Source organism: Actinophytocola sp., assembly GCF_009379765.1.
GTDB lineage: Bacteria > Actinomycetota > Actinomycetes > Mycobacteriales > Pseudonocardiaceae > Actinophytocola.
This window is the reverse complement of sequence record NZ_WHTD01000091.1, coordinates 1-16,990: the sequence shown is the minus strand read 5'-3', so window position 1 is coordinate 16,990 and position 16,990 is coordinate 1. Positions and strand designations below refer to the sequence as shown.

Sequence of the window (16,990 nt, the reverse complement as noted above, 5' to 3'; positions counted from 1 at the left end):
CTACCCGTCGGCACCGAGCAGGGTGCGCAGGCCGGTGAGCACCTCGGTGGCGTCGGTCAGCCACTGGATCATCAGGCCGGAGACCAGCGCCAGCTGCACCGAGCCGACCGTACGCACCGCGCGGGCCAGCGGGCGGATCGGCTCCGCGCAGTGCTCGAGCACCCGCTCGGCGGCAGGCGTGGTCATGTCGCGGTCATTGCGTGGCCGTCCGGTCAGCCCGCGTCGGCCGGTGGCTGGCGGCGGCGGAGCCGGTCGTGCAGCACCCGGCGGACCAGCAGAGCCGCCTTGCCGACGTCCTTGCTCTCGCCCTCCGGCTTGAGCGTCCGGAGCAGCGCCATCAGCAGCTCGTTGGTCTGTGTCCACAGTGGAACAAACTGGCCGGCGAGCGGGCCGGTGGCACGGATCGGTCCGCCGCCGGTGAGCTCCTGCACGGACTTGGTCAGGCCGACCGTGCCCTCGTCGCGGAACACCAGGTGCACCTCGTCGCCGTCGACCCGCAGCTCCATCTTGCGGGCGGCGGTCTCCTGCGGGGTCGCGTCGGTGGTCACGTCGGCGTCGAGCTCGTCGACCTTGTCGGCGACCGCGTCCGGGCTGATGCCCAGCTGGGTGAGCACGGTGGCGGCCATGCTGCCGTCGGCGCGGATGAGTGCCTCGAGCAGGTGGTGGCTGCCCATCGGAGCCTCGCCGGCCAGCGCCTCGGCGGCGGCGACGACCTCGTTGGCCGCGCTGGTGCGCTTCGGCCGGGCCGGGCCGCTCGACGTGCCGCCGGAGTCCACCAGCGCCATCACCGTCCGCGGGATGTCGCCGGTGTCCTGGACGTGGTTGGCGAGGATCTTGGCGGCGACGCCGCCACCCTCGCGTTCGAGCGCCAGCAGGATGTGCTCGGTGCCGATGTAGTTGTGGCTGAGCCGCAACGCCTCGCGCAGCGCCAGCTCGAGCACCTTCTTCGCGCGCGGGCTGAACGGGATGTGCCCGCTCGGCTCCTCCTTGCCCACCCCGACGATCTCGACGACGTCGGCGCGCACCATCTCGGCGGTGATGCCGAGCTGGTTCAGCGCGCTCGCGGCGATCCCGGTCTGCGAGTGGAACAGGCCGAGCAGCACGTGCTCGGTGCCGATGGGCCGTGCATGAGGTCTCTGGCTTCGGTCTGGGCCATGACGACGACGCTGCGCGCGCTGTCGGTGAATCGCTCGAACATGCCTCAGATGCTCCGCCCCATGGAAAACCCTGTCAATACAGTGGCACTGATATGGTGACCGTATGACTGCCTCGGACTGGGACGACCGGCTCTCGCGCTGGCGGGACGAGCTGGAGCTGTTCGCGCAGCTGGAGGACACCCCGTGGGTCACGCTCGCGCAGGCCGAGCAGGAGACCGGGGTGTCGCGGTCGGCGCTGCGCTCCTGGTACCGCAACGGTGAGCTGCGGTCGCGGCTGGTCGACGGCCCCAACGGCCCGCAACGCCTGGTCCCGCTCGACGCGGTGGTCGAGCGGGCGGCCCGGTCGCCACGCATCCAGCGGCGGGCCGAGCGCGAGGTCAGCGTCGAGGCACAGGTGACGTTGCTGCGCTCCCGGATCGACCAGCTCGAGCTGCGGCTGGCCGCCCTGGAAGGTCGCGGATAAGTTCTCCGCGGGACGTGTCGAATCCGGTCCCGCCCGCTCGACGCATGGGCAGGAAGCCGGCGCGGGCCCGGCTCGGGAGCGGAGGAGATTCCGATGGGCAAGATCGTCAACGCCACGTACATGACCCTCGACGGCGACGTCCAGAACGTCCAGGACTGGCACTTCGCCTACTTCGGTGACGAGGCCCGGCGGGCCGCGACCGGTCAGCTGTACATGAGCCAGGCGCTGATCATGGGCCGGGAGACCTACGAGGGCTTCGAGCAGGCGTGGTCCACGCGGACCGGCGCCGACGAGTTCGCCGACCGGATGAACAGCATCAAGAAGTACGTCGTCTCGACGACGCTGAAGGACCCGACCTGGACCAACACGACGGTGGTCGGCGGCAGCGGCGACACGGTGGCCGAGCTCCGCGCGCTGAAGGAGCAGGAGGGCGACATCCTGCAGTACGGCTACGGCCAGGTGACCCGCCTGCTGGTGGAGAACGGCCTGCTCGACGAGCTGCGGATCTGGCTGCACCCGGTGCTGTCCGGCAAGGCCAAGCCGACCGACCTGCTGTACCGCGACAGCGATCAGGTGAGCTTCACCCTCAACGGCGTCGAGACCCAGAGCACGGGCCTGATCGTGCTGAGCTACACCCCGGTGACCAAGACCGACTCGTGACCCCCGCGGTGCCTCACCCCGGCTGCCGGCGCGGTGGCCGGGGTCAGGCGCGCAGGCGTAAACCCTTCGGCGTGGCGCGGAAGCCGACGTCGCGCAGGATGTCGGCCAGGTTGGAGGTCAGGGCCACCTCGCCGTCCGCTCGTTGGACGGCCAGCTGGCCCAGCCAGCCTTCGCGCACCGCACGGGACAGCGCCTCCGCGGCCGCGCGCAACGGGGCGTCCTCCTCGGTGAACGACAGCAGGGACCGGCCGCCTCGCTCCACGTACAGCACCGGCCGGCCGTCCACCAGGACCGCCAGCGCGCCGGCTTTCCTTGCCGGACGGTGCTTTCCGGCGTTCTTGCCGCTGCCGACCGGGTCGGGCCACGGTAACGCCGCGCCGTACGGTTGGGCCGGGTCGGCGGCGGCCAGGACCCGGGACGGCGTCTCGTCCGTGGCCGGGTCACCGTCCGAACGGGACAGCGCGCGGAGCCGGTCGACCGCGCCGCGCGCGGCGAACTGGGACGCGCCGAGGCCCTCGACCACGTAGCCGCGCACGATCTGGCCGGACTCCTCCATCGCCCGCAGCACCTTGTACACCCCGGTGAACCCGCCGCTCACCCGTTCGGTACCCAGCGCGCCCCGGGTGAGCACGCCGTGTCGCTCGAGGAACGCCTCGGCGCGGGCGTGCGCCCGGCGGGTGGGGTCGGGTTCCCGCGTGGTGACCAGTGACCACCGGCCGGCCACCGTGGGAGGACCCGTGCGGCTCGGCAGCCTGCCCGCCACTGCCGGGCGGCCGCCGCGCAGCCGGGCATAGCGGCCGCGCGGCGTGGAGCTGCGTGGCTTGTGTGCCGCACCCCGACCCGACACCAGCGCACGCAGCGGCGCGATGGTGTCGTTGGTGACGAGACCCGCCCACACCAGATCCCACAGAGCCGCGACGACATCCGCGTCCGCCGGAACGTCCGCGCCGCCGTCGACCATGACCGCGCCGACCCGGTCGGCCAGCTGCCGGAAGAACGGCGCGCCACCGTCCATCGCGGACAGCACGGCCGTGTGCAGCGGCGTGTCCGGGACGACCGCCTCGACCTCGGGCAGCAGCAGGTCGGCCACATCCGTTGGGGCGACGGCGATCCAGCCGTCCCCACCGGACAGTGACCCGGTGCCGCACCAGGTGACCTCGCCGGCGGTGGTGAGCTCGTCGAGCAGCGCGGGGGAGTAGCCGGGCAGCCGGGACGGCAGGATGAGCGACTCCAACCCGCTGGCCGGCAACGGCGCCCCGGCCAGTTGTTCCACGACGGACAGCACGTCGTCGGCCGTTGGCGCGGTGCGCAACCGCTTGCCGACCCCGTGCCACGCGGGCAGGAACCGGCCGAGCGCCGCCGGCTCCACCGGCTCGACCTCGGCCCGCAGCTTGGCGAGCGAGGCCCGCCGCAGCCGCCGCAGCACGTCCGCGTCGCAGTACTCGGTTGACGCGGCGCCGCCGATGCCCGGGTGCGGGTGTCCCGCAAGTGGTCGCAGCTCGCCGCGCACCAGTCGCCCGGTGCCGACCATCCGGTCGAGTACGCCGCTGACCACCGCGACGCCAAGCCCGAACCGGACGGCCACCTCGCCGGCGGGGAACGGTCCGTGCGTGCGGGCGAAGCGCGACAGGAGATCCGCGAGCGGGTTGTCGACCGGCTCGGTGAACGCCTCCGGCACGCCGACGGGTAACGCCGTGCCCAGCGCGTCGCGCACCCGGCCGGCGTCCTCGATGATCAGGTAGCGCTCCTCGCCGGCGATCCGCACCCGGATCACCCGGCGCTGGCGCTCGAGCTCGGCCAACCACTCCGCCCGCACCCCGCGCAGTGCCGCCTCGTCGGCGGACAGGTCACCGAGGAAGCGCAGCAGGTCGGCGGCATCCTCCTCGTGCCGCGCCGCCCGGTCGGGATCCAGCCGCCGCAGCGACCGCTCGACCTCGGCCACCACGTCGGCGTCGAGCAGCTCGCGGATGGCCTCGGACCCGAGCAGCTCGGCCAGCAGCGAGCTGTCGAGCGACAGCGCCGCGGCCCGCCGCTCGGCCAGCGGCTGGTCGGCGTCGTAGAGGAACATGCCCGCGTAGCCGAACAGCATGCTGCGCGCGAACGGCGACGCGGACGGCGTCTCGACCTCCACCACCCGCATCCGCCGCGACCGCACGTCGGTCATCACCTCGCGCAGGCCCGCCACGTCGTACACGTCCTGCAGGCACTCCCGCATGGCCTCGAGCACCACCGGGAACCGCTCGTACTTGGCCGCCACCGACAGCAGCTGGGCCGATCGTTGCCGCTGGCGCCACAGCGGGGTGCGCTTGCGCGGGTCACGCCGCGGCAGCAGCAGCGACCGCGCGGCGCACTCGCGGAAGCGGGAGGCGAACAGCGCCGAGCCACCCACCTCGGCGACCACGACCTGCTCCACCTCCTCGGGGTCGAGCAGGATGTCCTCGGCTGCGGCGTGGATGTCCTTGCCGTCGACGTCGACCGCGTCGGGCAGCTGGATGACGATGCCGTCGTCGGAGTGCGCGACCCGGGCCTCGACCCCGCGCCGCTCTCGCAGCCGCGCGCCGATGGCGAGCGCCCACGGCGCGTTGACCTGCGCGCCGAACGGCGAGTGCACGACCAGGCGCCAGTCGCCGAGCTCGTCGCGGAACCGCTCGACCAGCAGCGTGCGGTCGTCCGGGATGTGCCGGGTGGCCTCCTTCTGCTCGGCGAGGTAGGCGATGAGGTTGTCGGCCGCCAGCACGTCGAGCCCCGCCCGGGTGGCCCGCTCCCGGGCCGCGGGTTCCTTCATGCTCGACAGCTCGCGCAGGAACTTGCCCAGCGCGCGGCCCAGCTCCAGCGGCCGGCCCGGCGCGTCGCCCTTCCAGAACGGCATCCGCGCGGGCTCGCCCGGCGCCGGGACCGCGATGACCCGGTCGGCGGTGATGTCCTCGATGCGCCACGACGAGGTGCCGAGCAGGAACGTGTCGCCGACCCGCGACTCGTACACCATCTCCTCGTCGAGCTCGCCCACCCGCGAGCCCGCGCCCGACTCCGAGGCCGGCGTCATCACGGTGAACAGCCCGCGGTCGGGGATGGTGCCGCCCGAGGTGACCGCGAGCCGCTGCGCGCCCGGCCGCCCGCGCAGCTCGCCGTTGATCCGGTCCCACGTGATCCGCGGCCGCAGCTCGCCGAACTCCTCGCTGGGGTAGCGGCCGGCCAGCATGTCGAGCACCGAGGTGAGCGCCGACTGCGGCAGCGCGGCGAACGGCGCCGCCCGGCGCACCAGCGCGGTGAGCTTGTCGACCGGCCACGGCTCGAGCGCCACCATGGCGACGACTTGCTGGGCCAGCACGTCCAGCGGGTTGCGCGGGTAGCGCATGGCCTCGATGGCGCCCTCGGCCATCCGCTCCGCCACCACCGCGCACGACACCAGGTCGCCGCGGAACTTGGGGAACATCACCCCCCGGGACACCGCGCCCACCTGGTGCCCGGCGCGGCCGATGCGCTGCATGCCGGACGCGACCGACGGCGGCGCCTCGATCTGGATGACCAGGTCGACCGCGCCCATGTCGATGCCCAGCTCCAGCGACGAGGTGGCCACGACGCACGGCAGCTGCCCGGACTTGAGCGCCTCCTCGACCGAGGTGCGCTGCTCGCGCGACATCGACCCGTGGTGCGCCCGCGCGACCGTGGGCGTCTCGACCCCGGCCGCCCAGCCGGACTCCGCGATGGCCTCGGCCGGGAAGCGGCCGACGTCGACCGGGTAGACCGGCCGCTCGGCGGCGAGCTCGTTGAGCCGGGAGGTGAGCCGCTCGGCCAGCCGGCGCGAGTTGGTGAACACGATCGTGGACCGGTGTGCGCGGACCAGCTCCAGCACCCGCTCCTCGACCGCCGGCCAGATGGACGGTCTGCGGGTGCCGCCGGGCGCCCCAGTCATCTCCTCGAGCGTGCCGAGGCCGGACGGCAGCGAGAGCGGCGCGTCGGGGTCGGGCGTGACCGGGCCCTCGAGCGGCGGCGGGCCGTCGAGCTCGGTCATGTCCTCGACCGGGACGACCACCTTCATCTCGATGATCTTGCCGATTTTGGGCGCGACCACCCGGACCGGCCGGGTGCCGGCGAGGAACGCGCTGACCTCGTCGATGGGCCGGACCGTGGCGGACAGCCCGATCCGCTGGGCCGGCGCGGGCAGCAGCTCGTCGAGCCGCTCCAGGGACACCGCCAGGTGGGCGCCGCGCTTGGTGCCGGCCACCGCGTGCACCTCGTCGACGATGACCGTCTCGACCCCGCGCAGCGACTCCCGAGCCGCCGAGGTGAGCAGCAGGAACAGCGACTCCGGCGTGGTGACCAGCACGTCCGGCGGCGTGCGGGCGAACGACCGGCGCTCGTCGGCGGGGGTGTCGCCGGTGCGCATGCCGACCGTGATGCCCGGCTCGGCGAGCCCCAGCCGGCGCGCGGCCTGGCCGATGCCGGCGAGCGGGGCACGCAGGTTGCGCTGCACGTCGACGGCCAGCGCCTTGAGCGGCGACACGTACAGCACCCGGCAGCGCCGCGTCCGCTCCGCCGGCCGGGGGCGGGTGGCCAGCCGGTCGAGTGCCCACAGGAACGCCGCCAGCGTCTTGCCCGACCCGGTGGGCGCCACGACCAGCGCGTGCTCACCCGCCGCCGCGGCCGACCATGCGCCGGACTGCGCCTCGGTGGGCGCGGCGAAGGCGCCGGTGAACCACTGCCTGGTGGCCGGCGAGAAGAGGTCGAGCACATCGGGACGAGCGGAGGAACTCACGAGACCCATGGTGCCTCGACCCACCGACAATTTCTGAACCCGGCCGGTCGTCACGCCGGGTAGTACACCGACGACGGACAGCCTGATGTGTGGGACCTGTCCCATGGTGTCGGCGGTCATGGCAGCATCTTCGACAGCAAGCGGGCACCGTCCGTGGCGGTCGCGCGGGGGCGGGGCCGGACGAGGGGAGAGACGTGAACGTCCTGTCGGTGGATCTCGGCACGTCCAACACGGTCGCCGTGCTGGCCGCACACGGCCGACCACCGCGGGTGGTCGACGTGGACGGAGCCTCGATGATGCCGTCCGCGGTCTTCGCCGCCGAGGACGGACATCTCGTGGTCGGGCGGGACGCCGAGCGGCGGGCGCGGCTGGACCCTGCCCGGTTCGAGCCCAACCCGAAGCGCCGTGTCGACGAGGGCACGCTGCTGCTCGGCGACCAGGTCGTGCCGGTCACCGACGCGCTCGCGGGTGTGCTGCGCCGGGTCAACGACGAGACCTCCCGCCAGCTCGGCGGCTCGCGGCCGGACGAGGTCCGGCTCACCCACCCGGCGCAGTGGGGTCCGGTCCGCCGCAACGTGTTGCTGTCCGCCGCACGCCAGGCCGGCATGGGTTCCAACCTGGTGCTGGTGCCCGAGCCGGTGGCCGCCGCCGCGCACTTCGCCTCCTTCCCCGGCCAGACGCTCGCCCCCGGCCAGGCGCTGGCCGTCTACGACCTCGGCGCCGGCACGTTCGACGTGGCCATCGTCGGCGCGACCCAGAAGGGCTTCGTGGTGCTCGCCGAGGCCGGCCTGCCCGACCTCGGCGGTCTCGACGTCGACCAGGCGCTGCTCGAGCACGTCGGCCGCCAGGTCTCGCACCGCCAGCCGAGCCGCTGGCAGTCGCTGCTGCGCCCGGTGTCCACCGGCGACCGGCGCGCGCAGCGGGCGCTGCGCGAGGACGTGAAGGCGGCCAAGGAGTCGCTTTCCCGGCACCCGCAGACCGAGGTCCCGCTGCCGGAGCCGTTCGACGACGTGCTGGTCACCCGGGTCGAGCTGGAGGCGCTGATCCGGCCGGGCATGCTGCGCAGCGTCGAGCTGCTCGCCGGCACCATCCGGTCGACGGGCATGACGCCGGACCGGCTGGTCGGCATCTATCTGGTCGGCGGGTCGAGCCGCATCCCGCTCATCGCCACGCTCATCGCCGAGCAGCTGCGGGTCGTGCCGACGAGCCTCGACCAGCCGGAGACCGCGGTCGCCCTCGGCGCGCATCACGTGCCGCAGGAGGGCGTCACGATGCGCACCAGCGACATCAGCAACACCATCGAGGACGTGCAGCGCACCCAGCAGGTGGTGGCCCCGCGGACCGGCGGGTTCGCCGCCGCGGGCCCGGCTGCGCCGCCCGGTCCGAAGCCGAGCGCGTTCCCGAACAGCGGCCCGCAGCGGGTCCAGGGTCCGCCGCCCCCGCCACCCGGCCCGCCCACCGGTCCGCCGAGCGGCCCGAACCCGATGCCGGCGATGGCGTCCGGTCCGTCCTTCCGGCCGCCGCCACCGCCCGCGCCGAACGGCTCGTCGAACCGGGGCTGGTACATCGCCACGGCGGTCGTCGCGGTGCTGGTCATCGCGGCGGTCAGCATCCTCATCGCCACCTCCGGCGACAGCGGCGGCGGTGGCACCGCCGGGTCCGGTGGCTGCGACGACCGGCAGGCCGACGACCAGGGCTTCAGCGAGTGCATGCGCCAGCTCGCCGGCGCGGTCGTGGACAACAACGACTGCCAGAAGGGCGCCGCCACCCCGATGGGCGGCGAGGCCATCGAGACACCCGGCGCCACCACGGCGTCCTGCACGATGGACGACGACTACACCGTCATGTACATGCACTTCGGTGCCAGCGACAGCGCCGACGGCAGCGAGCAGTCCGGCGCCGAGACCGCGAAGCAGTACATGGAGACGATCAAGAAGCAGTTCGAGAACCTCGGCACCGGCAGCGGCGAGACCGACGAGGGCGACTGGGACGGCGACGGCCAGGCCGGCACCTACTACGCGATCGACATCGGCTACGGCAACGGCGTGCTGGTCTTCCAGGTCGACGACTCGCCCGTGGCCGGCGTGCTGATGCACCTGAGCACGGACGTCGACGCCGACTCCTCGAGCGGCGACCTGGTCGACTTCTTCAACCAGCACGTCAAGCCCGGCAGCGACGGCGGCGTTTAGAGGTCGCGCATCCGCACGTGGCCGTGGGGGCGCGGCATCATGCACGAGATAACTGTCAGTGTATGTGGGGGTGCGCTGTGTCGATCCTGTCCGTCGATCTCGGTACGTCGAACACCGTCGCCGTGCTGGCCGCGCACGGCCGGCCGCCGCGGGTCGTCGAGGTCGACGGCTCGGCGGCGACGCCGTCCGCGCTGTTCGCGGCCGAGGACGGGACCCTGGTCGTCGGTCGCGAGGCCGAGCGCAGGGCCCGGCTCGAGCCGGCCCGGTTCGAGCCCAACCCGAAGCGCCGCGTCGACGAGGGCACGCTGCTGCTCGGCGACCGGGTCGTGCCGGTCACCGACGCGTTCGCGGCGGTGCTGGGCAAGGTCTCGGCGGAGACGGTCCGCCAGCTCGGCGGCGCACGGCCGGACGAGGTGCGGCTGACGCATCCGGCGCAGTGGGGTCCGGTGCGGCGCAACGTGTTGCTGTCCGCGGCGCGGCAGGCGGGCCTGGGCGCGAACCTGGTGCTCGTCCCGGAACCGGTCGCCGCGGCCGCGCACTTCGCGTCGTTCCCGGGGCAGGCGCTCGCGGCCGGCCAGGCGCTCGCGGTGTACGACCTGGGCGCGGGAACCTTCGACGTCGCGGTCGTCGGCGCGAGCGGGTCGGGCTTCACGGTGCTGGCCGAGGCCGGCCTGCCGGACCTGGGTGGGCTCGACGTGGACCAGGCGTTGCTGGCGCACGTCGGTCGCCAGGTGTCGCACCGGGACCCGCACGGTTGGCAGCGCCTGATGCGTCCCGTGTCGACCGCGGACCGGCGCGCGCAGCGGACGCTCCGCGAGGACGTGCGGGCGGCGAAGGAGGCGCTGTCCGGGCATCCGCAGACGGACCTGCCGCTGCCGGAGCCGTTCGAGGACGTGCTGGTCACGCGGGCGGAGCTGGAGGCGCTGATCCGGCCGAACCTGCTGCGCAGCACGGAGCTGCTGGCGGCCACCGTGCGTTCCGCGGGCCTGCCGCCCGGAGGCCTGGCGGGCATCTACCTGGTCGGCGGCTCGAGCCGGATCCCCCTGGTGGCCGCCCTGATCGCCGAGCAGCTGCGCATCATGCCGACCAACCTCGACCAACCCGAGACGGCCGTCGCGCTCGGCGCGCACCACGTTCCGCGCGAGGGTATGAGCCCGCGCACGGAGAACCTCCCGCCCGCGGTCGCCGGAGCGGACGACCGCACCACGAGCATCACGCCCCCACCCCGCCCACCGGCACCCCCGACGAGGCCGACGAGGCCGGTGGGGCCGGTGGGGCCGACGAGGCCGCCCACACCGGCGTGGGCGGCCCCGCGGTACAGCACGGGCTTCGCGCCGCGACCGGCGCCGGCCACGGCGAACCGCCGCAAGGTGCCGCTGTGGGCGATCCTCGTTCCGGCCGTGGTCGTGCTGCTCGTTGCCGCGTTGGGTGTCTGGCGGATCGTGTACCTGCTGTCGGTCGACGAGGACGCCCTCCACACGAAGCAGATACCGCAGGCCGGCGTCGTGTGCGACGTCTTCGTCGACGACGACGTCCGGTCGGCGCTCGGCGTCGACCTCGTGCTGGAAGGCGGCGGTTCGGTCACCGGCCCGCCCTACGGCGACCCGCAGGAGCTCTGTGCCTGGAAGAGCGCCGATGCCACCGAGCAACCGGCCAGGGCCACCATCACGGTGGGACGGTGGGCACCACGGGGCTCCACCGAGGCGGGTACGGAGTTCGACAACAATCCCGTCAGCACCGAGGAGACCGGGTCCGGCTGCGTGGTGGGCGTGCAGTACCAGCCCGACGCCGGCCTCTCCGCCGATGTGGACCTCGCCGGCGGAGGCGACGCCTGTTCGGCGGCTCGGGCCCTCCTCGGGTCCACGTTCGATAACCTGCCGGACGCGTAGCGGTCCGAGCGAGGGAGAGCTGTGACCGTCCTTTCGGTGGACCTGGGGACCTCCAACACAGTTGCCGTCCTGTCGGCGCACGGCCGGCCGCCTCGGGTCGTCGAGGTCGACGGGGCGGCGACCATGCCGTCGGCGGCCTTCGCGGCGGACGGCGGGAACCTCGTCGTCGGGCGGGACGCCGAGCGGCGGGCCCGGCTGGACCCCGCCCGGTTCGAGCCCAACCCCAAACGCCGGGTCGACGAAGGGACCTTGCTGCTCGGCGATGTCGTCGTGCCGGTCACCGACGCGCTCGCCGCCGTCCTGCGCCGGGTCGCCGAGGAGACCTCCCGGCAGCTCGGCGGCGCGCAGCCCGACGAGGTTCGGCTGACCCACCCCGCCCAGTGGGGACCGGCCCGCCGCAACGTCCTGCTCGCCGCCGCGCGCCTGGCCGGGCTCGGCCCGTCGCTGGTCCTGGTGCCCGAGCCGGTCGCCGCCGCGGCGCACTTCGCCTCCTTCCCCGGCCAGCACCTGCGCCCCGGCCAGGCACTCGCCGTCTACGACCTCGGCGCCGGCACCTTCGACGTCGCCGTCGTCGGGGCCACCCAGAACGGCTTCACCGTCCTCGCCGAGGCCGGCCTGCCCGACCTCGGCGGCCTCGACGTCGACCAGGCACTCCTCGAGCACGTCGGCCGCGAGGTGTCCGTCCGCGACCCCGGCCGCTGGCAGCACATGCTCCGCCCCGAGTCGACCGCGGACCGCCGCGCCAGGCGGGCCATGGCCGAGGACGTCAGGTCCGCCAAGGAGTCGCTGTCCCGGCACCCGCAGACCGAGGTCCCGCTGCCGGAGCCGTTCCCGGACATCCTGGTCACCCGCGTCGAGCTCGAGGCGCTGATCCGGCCCAGCCTGCTGCGCAGTGTCGAGCTCCTCGCGGGCACGATCCGCACCACCGGCCTGTCCCCGGACCGCCTCGCCGGCATCTATCTCGTCGGCGGCTCCAGCCGGATCCCGCTGATCGCGACCCTGATCGCCGAGCAGCTGCGGGTGGTCCCCACCAGCCTCGACCAGCCGGAGACCGCCGTCGCGCTGGGCGCGCACCACATGACGCAGGAGGGCGTCAGCCTGCGCACCCGCAACCTGGCCGGCGTGCCGACGCCGCCACCCGGCGTGCCGCCGGCGCGCCCGCTCGGCCCGCCAACCGGCCCGCCCAGCGGTCCGCAGCTCCAGCCGGGACCGCCGCTGCCGGCCGCGTTCCCGGGCCGGGTCGCGCCCCCGCCCGGGCCTCCGCGGAACCGGTCCTCCCGGCGCACCGCGTGGCTCGGCATCGCCGCGGTCGTGGTGCTCGCGATCGCCGCGGTGGGCGCGGTGTTCCTGCTCCGGCCGGCCGGCGACCTGCCGACCGCCGAGGACTGCCAGCAGAAGGGCGACACCGACAACCAGGGCTTCAGCCGGTGCCTGCGCCAGCTCGCCGGCGCGGTCGCCGACAGCGACGAGTGCCGCCCGGCCGAGGCGGACTCCGGCGCGGACGTCTCCTGCGCGCTCTCCGACGACTACCAGGTCAGCTACGCGCACGTGGCTTCGGTGCGGGACGCCGCGAAGGTCGCCGACGTCCAGCTCGGCAACATGACCGAGGGCAGCCACGTCGAGGCCGACTGGCGCGGGAACGGGCTGGACGGCCGGTTTCGCGCGGGGGTGAGCGGCGGCACCGGGATGCTGGTGTTCACCGTGGCGGACCGTCCGCTGGTCGGCTGGCTCACCAAGACCGACCTGCGCGCGTCCGGCGACGACTTCACCCCGGACACGCTGGCCGACTTCTTCGCCGACAACGTCCAGCCGGGGACCTGACATGCCGCATCTCGGGCTGGTGGCCCTCGTCGTGCGCGACTACGACGAGGCGATCGCGTTCTACGTCGCGGTGCTCGGCTTCGAGCTGCGCGAGAACACCCCGACGGGTGCGGGCAAGCGGTGGGTGGTCGTCGCCCCGGCCGGCTCGCGTGAGACCGGTCTGCTGCTGGCCAAGGCCGACGGCCAGGAGCAGGAGGCCCGCGTCGGCGACCAGACCGGCGGGCGGGTGGGGCTCTTCCTGAACACCGACGACTTCGCCCGCGACCACGAGCGGATGCTGGCCGCCGGCGTGCGGTTCGCCGAGCCGCCCCGGCACGAGCCCTACGGCACGGTGGCGGTGTTCCTCGACCTCTACGGCAACCGCTGGGACCTCATCCAGCCGCGCTAACGACGGTTACGCAGCGCCCGCACACCCAGCACGATCGTCACGATCAGCCCGACGATGATGGCGATCTCGAGGAGGATCGACTCCAGGCTGGTCGGTGACAGGTCCATGCCGGGCATTCTTCCGGTCTCGTAGGGTGGTGTCGATGCGTATCACCGCCTTTCGCAAGATGATGGCCGAGGAGTTCGGCGAGATCCGCGCCGACATGCTCGCCCGCGACCACGTGTTCAGCGCGCTGGGCAACCGCACGGTGGACCAGGCGCTGGAGGCCGGGGTGTCCGCCAAGGAGATCTGGCGCGCCGTGTGCGACACCTTCGAGGTGCCGCTGGAGCGCCGCTGACCCGCCGCTGACCCCGCCGCGAGCCGCGCAGGATACCAACGGCGTGTCGCCGCGCGCTCGAACAAGCGTTCGGCTAGCCTACTTATCCACAACAGGGTCGTCGATCCACAGATCGGCCCCGTCGTCCGGAATTGTCGGTCCCTGACCGTAGCGTCGGCAGCGTGAGTTCGAAACGGTCTCGACACAACCAAGGTGGATCTCAGATGGCACCAGCAGCACCCGATCGCACGAAGGCGCTCGACCTGGCCCTCGCCCAGATCGACAAGAACTTCGGCAAGGGGTCGGTGATGCGTCTCGGCGACGAGAGCCGCGCGCCGATCGAGGTCATCCCCACCGGCTCCATCGCGCTGGACGTGGCGCTGGGCATCGGCGGTCTGCCGCGCGGCCGGGTCGTGGAGATCTTCGGCCCGGAGTCGTCCGGCAAGACGTCGCTGGCCCTGCACGCGGTGGCCAACGCGCAGAAGGCCGGCGGCATCGCGGCGTTCATCGACGCCGAGCACGCGCTCGATCCCGAGTACGCCAAGAACCTCGGCGTCGACACCGACGCACTGCTGGTGTCCCAGCCGGACACCGGCGAGCAGGCGCTGGAGATCGCGGACATGCTGATCCGCTCCGGCGCGCTGGACATCCTCGTCATCGACTCGGTCGCCGCGCTCGTGCCGCGCGCGGAGATCGAAGGCGAGATGGGCGACAGCCACGTCGGCCTGCAGGCCCGGCTGATGAGCCAGGCGCTGCGCAAGCTCGCCGGCGCGCTCAGCAACTCCGGCACCACCGCCGTCTTCATCAACCAGCTGCGCGAGAAGATCGGTGTGATGTTTGGCTGTGGATCTTGGTATACCAAGGTCACGCTGGCAGATGGTACCCAGGAAAAGCTCGGCAAGATCGTCAACCAGAAGTTGCCGGTCGAGGTGATGTCGTACGACCCGAAGACCGACCGCATCGTTCCGCGCAAGGTGGTCAACTGGTTCAACAATGGTAAAACCGAGGAATTCCTCCACTTCAAGGTCGACCGTGCTGGCGGGGGATCGGGGCGCGGACATGCCAGCTTGGCCATGACCCGCAACCACCTCATCCGCACCCCGGGGGGCTGGCGTGAAGCCGGCGATATCCAGGTTGGCGACCGGGTGATGCTGGCTCAGCCATGCCTGCTCAGCGACCAACAGTGGGAGGTGATCCTCGGCTCGCTCATGGGAGACAGTGCACTTTCGAAGCCGCTTCGCTCGGATTCCGACAGCGCTCGGTTGCGGATGGGGCACGGAGTCAAGCAGGTGGCCTACCTCGAATGGAAGTTGTCGCTGCTCGAGAACGTTCCGCACTCCCGCCGAACCAATGCGAAGGGTGCGGCGTTCGCGGACTTCACACCACTGGCGGAGCTCGGCGAGTTGCGGAAGGCGGTCTATTTCGGCGACGGGAAGAAGCACCTGTCCTGGGACTACCTCAAGGCATTGACCCCGCTGGCGCTCGCGGTGTGGTACATGGACGACGGGTCTTTCTCGCTCCGTTCCAAGGGGCTTCAGGAACGTACCAGGGGAGGAAGCGGACGGATCGATATCTGTGTCGAGGCGATGAGCCCGGGTTCCCGGGAACGACTCGTGGAGTACCTGCGGGACATGTACGACCTCGATGTGAAGCTCACCATTCGCGGTGCTCGCGAAGTGCCTGTCCTGCAGTTCACCGCCGCCTCGGCTCGGTTCCAGAACCTGGTGGCGCCTTACGTGCACCCGTCCATGGAGTACAAGCTGCTGCCGCGGTTCCGTGATCAGTTCAAGGTGGAGCCGGAGTTCGTCGAGCCCACTATGCAACTCATGCCTGCACGGGTCACCGAGATCACGTCGAAGACGGACTATCCCATCATGAGCCGCTACGATATCGAGGTCGAGGGGTCACATAACTACCTGGCCGACGGCGTCATGGTGCACAACAGCCCCGAGACCACCACGGGTGGCAAGGCGCTCAAGTTCTACGCGTCGGTTCGCCTGGACGTGCGCCGCATCGAGACCCTCAAGGACGGCGGCGAGGCGGTCGGCAACCGCACCCGCGTCAAGGTGGTCAAGAACAAGGTGGCGCCGCCGTTCAAGCAGGCCGAGTTCGACATCCTCTACGGCAAGGGCGTCAGCCGTGAGGGCTCGCTCATCGACATGGGCGTCGAGCAGGGCATCCTGCGCAAGTCGGGCGCCTGGTACACCTACGAGGGCGACCAGCTGGGGCAGGGCAAGGAGAACGCCCGCAAGTTCCTGCGCGACAACCCCGACGTGGCCAACGAGATCGAGAAGCGGATCAAGGACAAGCTCGGCATCGGCGCCAAGCTCGACGTCGACGACACCGACACCGAGCCCGCCCCTGCCCCGGTCGACTTCTGAGCCGATGACCGAGCCGCGCCACCAGCGGCGAGGACACCGGAGGACGGGCGACGACTCGTCCTCCGGAGAGCGCCGGGCGGCCGCCGAGCAGGTGGACGCCGCCCAGCGGGCGAAGGACATCTGCCTGCGCCTGCTCACGGTTCGGCCCAGGACCCGGGCCGAGCTGCGCCAAGCCTTGCTGCGTAAGGAGATCGAGGAGGACGTCGCCGACCAGGTCCTCAGCCGCCTGGACGAGGTGGGCCTCGTCGACGACAGCGCCTTCGCCGAGGTATGGGTGCGATCCAGGCACACTCACCAGGGAATCGGCCGGCGAGCACTCGCCACCGAGCTACGCCGCAAGGGTGTCGACGACGCGGTCGCCGCCGAGGCAGTGGCCACAGTGGACGCCGAGGCCGAGGAGGAACGGGCGAGGCAGCTGGTGCGCAAGCGAATCCGCACGATGGCCGACTCGGACGATGCGGCCCGGATCCGGAAGCTGGTAGGAATGCTGGCCCGCCGCGACTATTCCGAAGGCCTGGCCTTCCGCGTGGTCCGCGACGAGCTACGCGCCGCCGGCGAGGACTCCGACCTGCTGGACGGCCCCGGGTAGCGCTTTCACCGAACACCATGGGAACACGGTTGACGACGACCTGGTCGACGAGGCCGAGCCGCAGTGCCTGGCCGGATGGCGCCACTCCGGTGGCGCCGGGAAGGTGATGGGCGGGCGGGGTTTGACCTTCCCCCAAGGGGAGAGCCCAGGGTCGGACCCGGAGCGGGAGCCTGCACGAACCGCGTGCCTGCCAACCGCACCCAAGGGGAACGGGATGCGACCCAACCACCGGTACGTGCCGAGCAGTCATGACCCTCGAGGTCACATCAGGCCGTGGGCGTCCCAACCGTACCTCAGGGGAACGTGACGCAAGCCAGCCACAAGTACGTGACCAAACAGAACGTTCCGGTCCCCACGTGACCCCAACATTTAATTCCGGGG

11 protein-coding genes and 4 pseudogenes are annotated in these 16,990 nt (G+C 72.3%); 11 read left to right on the top strand and 4 right to left on the bottom strand.

Annotation, left to right across the window (positions count from 1 at the left end):
- The 3 genes and pseudogenes from GEV28_RS25370 to GEV28_RS25360 all read right to left on the bottom strand — a co-directional run.
- Entirely contained in the window at window positions 1-186 is a 186-nt protein-coding gene (locus GEV28_RS25370; protein WP_291414725.1) for a hypothetical protein, read from the bottom strand.
- Window positions 187-212: 26 nt separating this feature from the next.
- Window positions 213-620, bottom strand: a pseudogene (locus tag GEV28_RS25365) (Clp protease); the annotation flags it as partial.
- 207 nt (window positions 621-827) lie between these two features.
- Window positions 828-1,198: pseudogene (locus tag GEV28_RS25360) on the bottom strand (Clp protease N-terminal domain-containing protein); the annotation flags it as partial.
- A 62-nt stretch (window positions 1,199-1,260) separates the two neighbouring features.
- Here GEV28_RS25360 and GEV28_RS25355 point away from each other — a divergent pair.
- Together GEV28_RS25355 and GEV28_RS25350 are read left to right on the top strand one after the other, a co-directional pair.
- Window positions 1,261-1,620: an excisionase gene (locus tag GEV28_RS25355; protein WP_291414724.1), complete on the top strand. Its 360-nt coding sequence runs from the start codon at window positions 1,261-1,263 to the stop codon at window positions 1,618-1,620.
- Between the two features lie 93 nt (window positions 1,621-1,713).
- Window positions 1,714-2,280, top strand: coding sequence for a dihydrofolate reductase family protein (locus GEV28_RS25350; protein ID WP_291414723.1), 567 nt, complete (start codon window positions 1,714-1,716; stop codon window positions 2,278-2,280).
- A 43-nt stretch (window positions 2,281-2,323) separates the two neighbouring features.
- Here GEV28_RS25350 and GEV28_RS25345 read toward each other — a convergent pair whose 3' ends face one another.
- Window positions 2,324-7,045, bottom strand: a complete 4,722-nt coding sequence (locus tag GEV28_RS25345) for an ATP-dependent helicase (RefSeq protein WP_291414722.1) — start codon at window positions 7,043-7,045, stop codon at window positions 2,324-2,326.
- Between the two features lie 185 nt (window positions 7,046-7,230).
- Here GEV28_RS25345 and GEV28_RS25340 point away from each other — a divergent pair, with 185 nt between their 5' ends.
- From GEV28_RS25340 to GEV28_RS25300, 9 genes and pseudogenes are all read left to right on the top strand, one after another.
- Window positions 7,231-9,225, top strand: a complete 1,995-nt coding sequence (locus GEV28_RS25340; protein ID WP_291414721.1) for an Hsp70 family protein — start codon at window positions 7,231-7,233, stop codon at window positions 9,223-9,225.
- A gap of 77 nt (window positions 9,226-9,302) precedes the next feature.
- On the top strand, window positions 9,303-11,114 hold the full coding sequence (locus tag GEV28_RS25335; RefSeq protein ID WP_291414720.1) for an Hsp70 family protein: 1,812 nt from the start codon (window positions 9,303-9,305) through the stop codon (window positions 11,112-11,114).
- 21 nt (window positions 11,115-11,135) lie between these two features.
- Window positions 11,136-12,935: an Hsp70 family protein gene (locus GEV28_RS25330; protein ID WP_291414719.1), complete on the top strand. Its 1,800-nt coding sequence runs from the start codon at window positions 11,136-11,138 to the stop codon at window positions 12,933-12,935.
- A gap of 1 nt (window position 12,936) precedes the next feature.
- Entirely contained in the window at window positions 12,937-13,323 is a 387-nt protein-coding gene (locus GEV28_RS25325) for a VOC family protein (protein ID WP_291414718.1), read from the top strand.
- Window positions 13,324-13,465: 142 nt separating this feature from the next.
- Window positions 13,466-13,660, top strand: a complete 195-nt coding sequence (locus GEV28_RS25320) for a DUF3046 domain-containing protein (protein WP_291414717.1) — start codon at window positions 13,466-13,468, stop codon at window positions 13,658-13,660.
- Between the two features lie 203 nt (window positions 13,661-13,863).
- Window positions 13,864-14,481, top strand: a pseudogene (gene recA, locus GEV28_RS25315) (recombinase RecA); the annotation flags it as partial.
- Window positions 14,473-15,333, top strand: a pseudogene (locus GEV28_RS42525) (recombinase RecA); the annotation flags it as partial. The pseudogenes recA and GEV28_RS42525, both read left to right, overlap by 9 nt.
- A gap of 54 nt (window positions 15,334-15,387) precedes the next feature.
- Complete coding sequence (locus GEV28_RS25305; RefSeq protein WP_367115182.1) at window positions 15,388-16,020, top strand: hypothetical protein; 633 nt, start codon at window positions 15,388-15,390, stop codon at window positions 16,018-16,020.
- 4 nt (window positions 16,021-16,024) lie between these two features.
- Window positions 16,025-16,609 carry a regulatory protein RecX gene (locus GEV28_RS25300; RefSeq protein ID WP_291414716.1) on the top strand — a complete coding sequence of 195 codons (585 nt, stop codon included), beginning with the start codon at window positions 16,025-16,027 and terminating at the stop codon, window positions 16,607-16,609.
- Window positions 16,610-16,990 lie beyond the last annotated feature (381 nt).

Excerpts from the sequence above, each read along its gene's own strand:
- GEV28_RS25325 (WP_291414718.1), top strand. The coding sequence starts at position 12,937 with ATGCCGCATCTCGGGCTGGTGGCCCTCGTCGTGCGCGACTACGACGAG.
- GEV28_RS25305 (WP_367115182.1), top strand. The coding sequence starts at position 15,388 with ATGGAGTACAAGCTGCTGCCGCGGTTCCGTGATCAGTTCAAGGTGGAG.
- GEV28_RS25350 (WP_291414723.1), top strand. The coding sequence starts at position 1,714 with ATGGGCAAGATCGTCAACGCCACGTACATGACCCTCGACGGCGACGTC.
- GEV28_RS25345 (WP_291414722.1), bottom strand. The coding sequence starts at position 7,045 with ATGGGTCTCGTGAGTTCCTCCGCTCGTCCCGATGTGCTCGACCTCTTC.
- GEV28_RS25355 (WP_291414724.1), top strand. The coding sequence starts at position 1,261 with ATGACTGCCTCGGACTGGGACGACCGGCTCTCGCGCTGGCGGGACGAG.
- GEV28_RS25300 (WP_291414716.1), top strand. The coding sequence starts at position 16,025 with ATGACCGAGCCGCGCCACCAGCGGCGAGGACACCGGAGGACGGGCGAC.
- GEV28_RS25320 (WP_291414717.1), top strand. The coding sequence starts at position 13,466 with ATGCGTATCACCGCCTTTCGCAAGATGATGGCCGAGGAGTTCGGCGAG.
- GEV28_RS25370 (WP_291414725.1), bottom strand. The coding sequence starts at position 186 with ATGACCACGCCTGCCGCCGAGCGGGTGCTCGAGCACTGCGCGGAGCCG.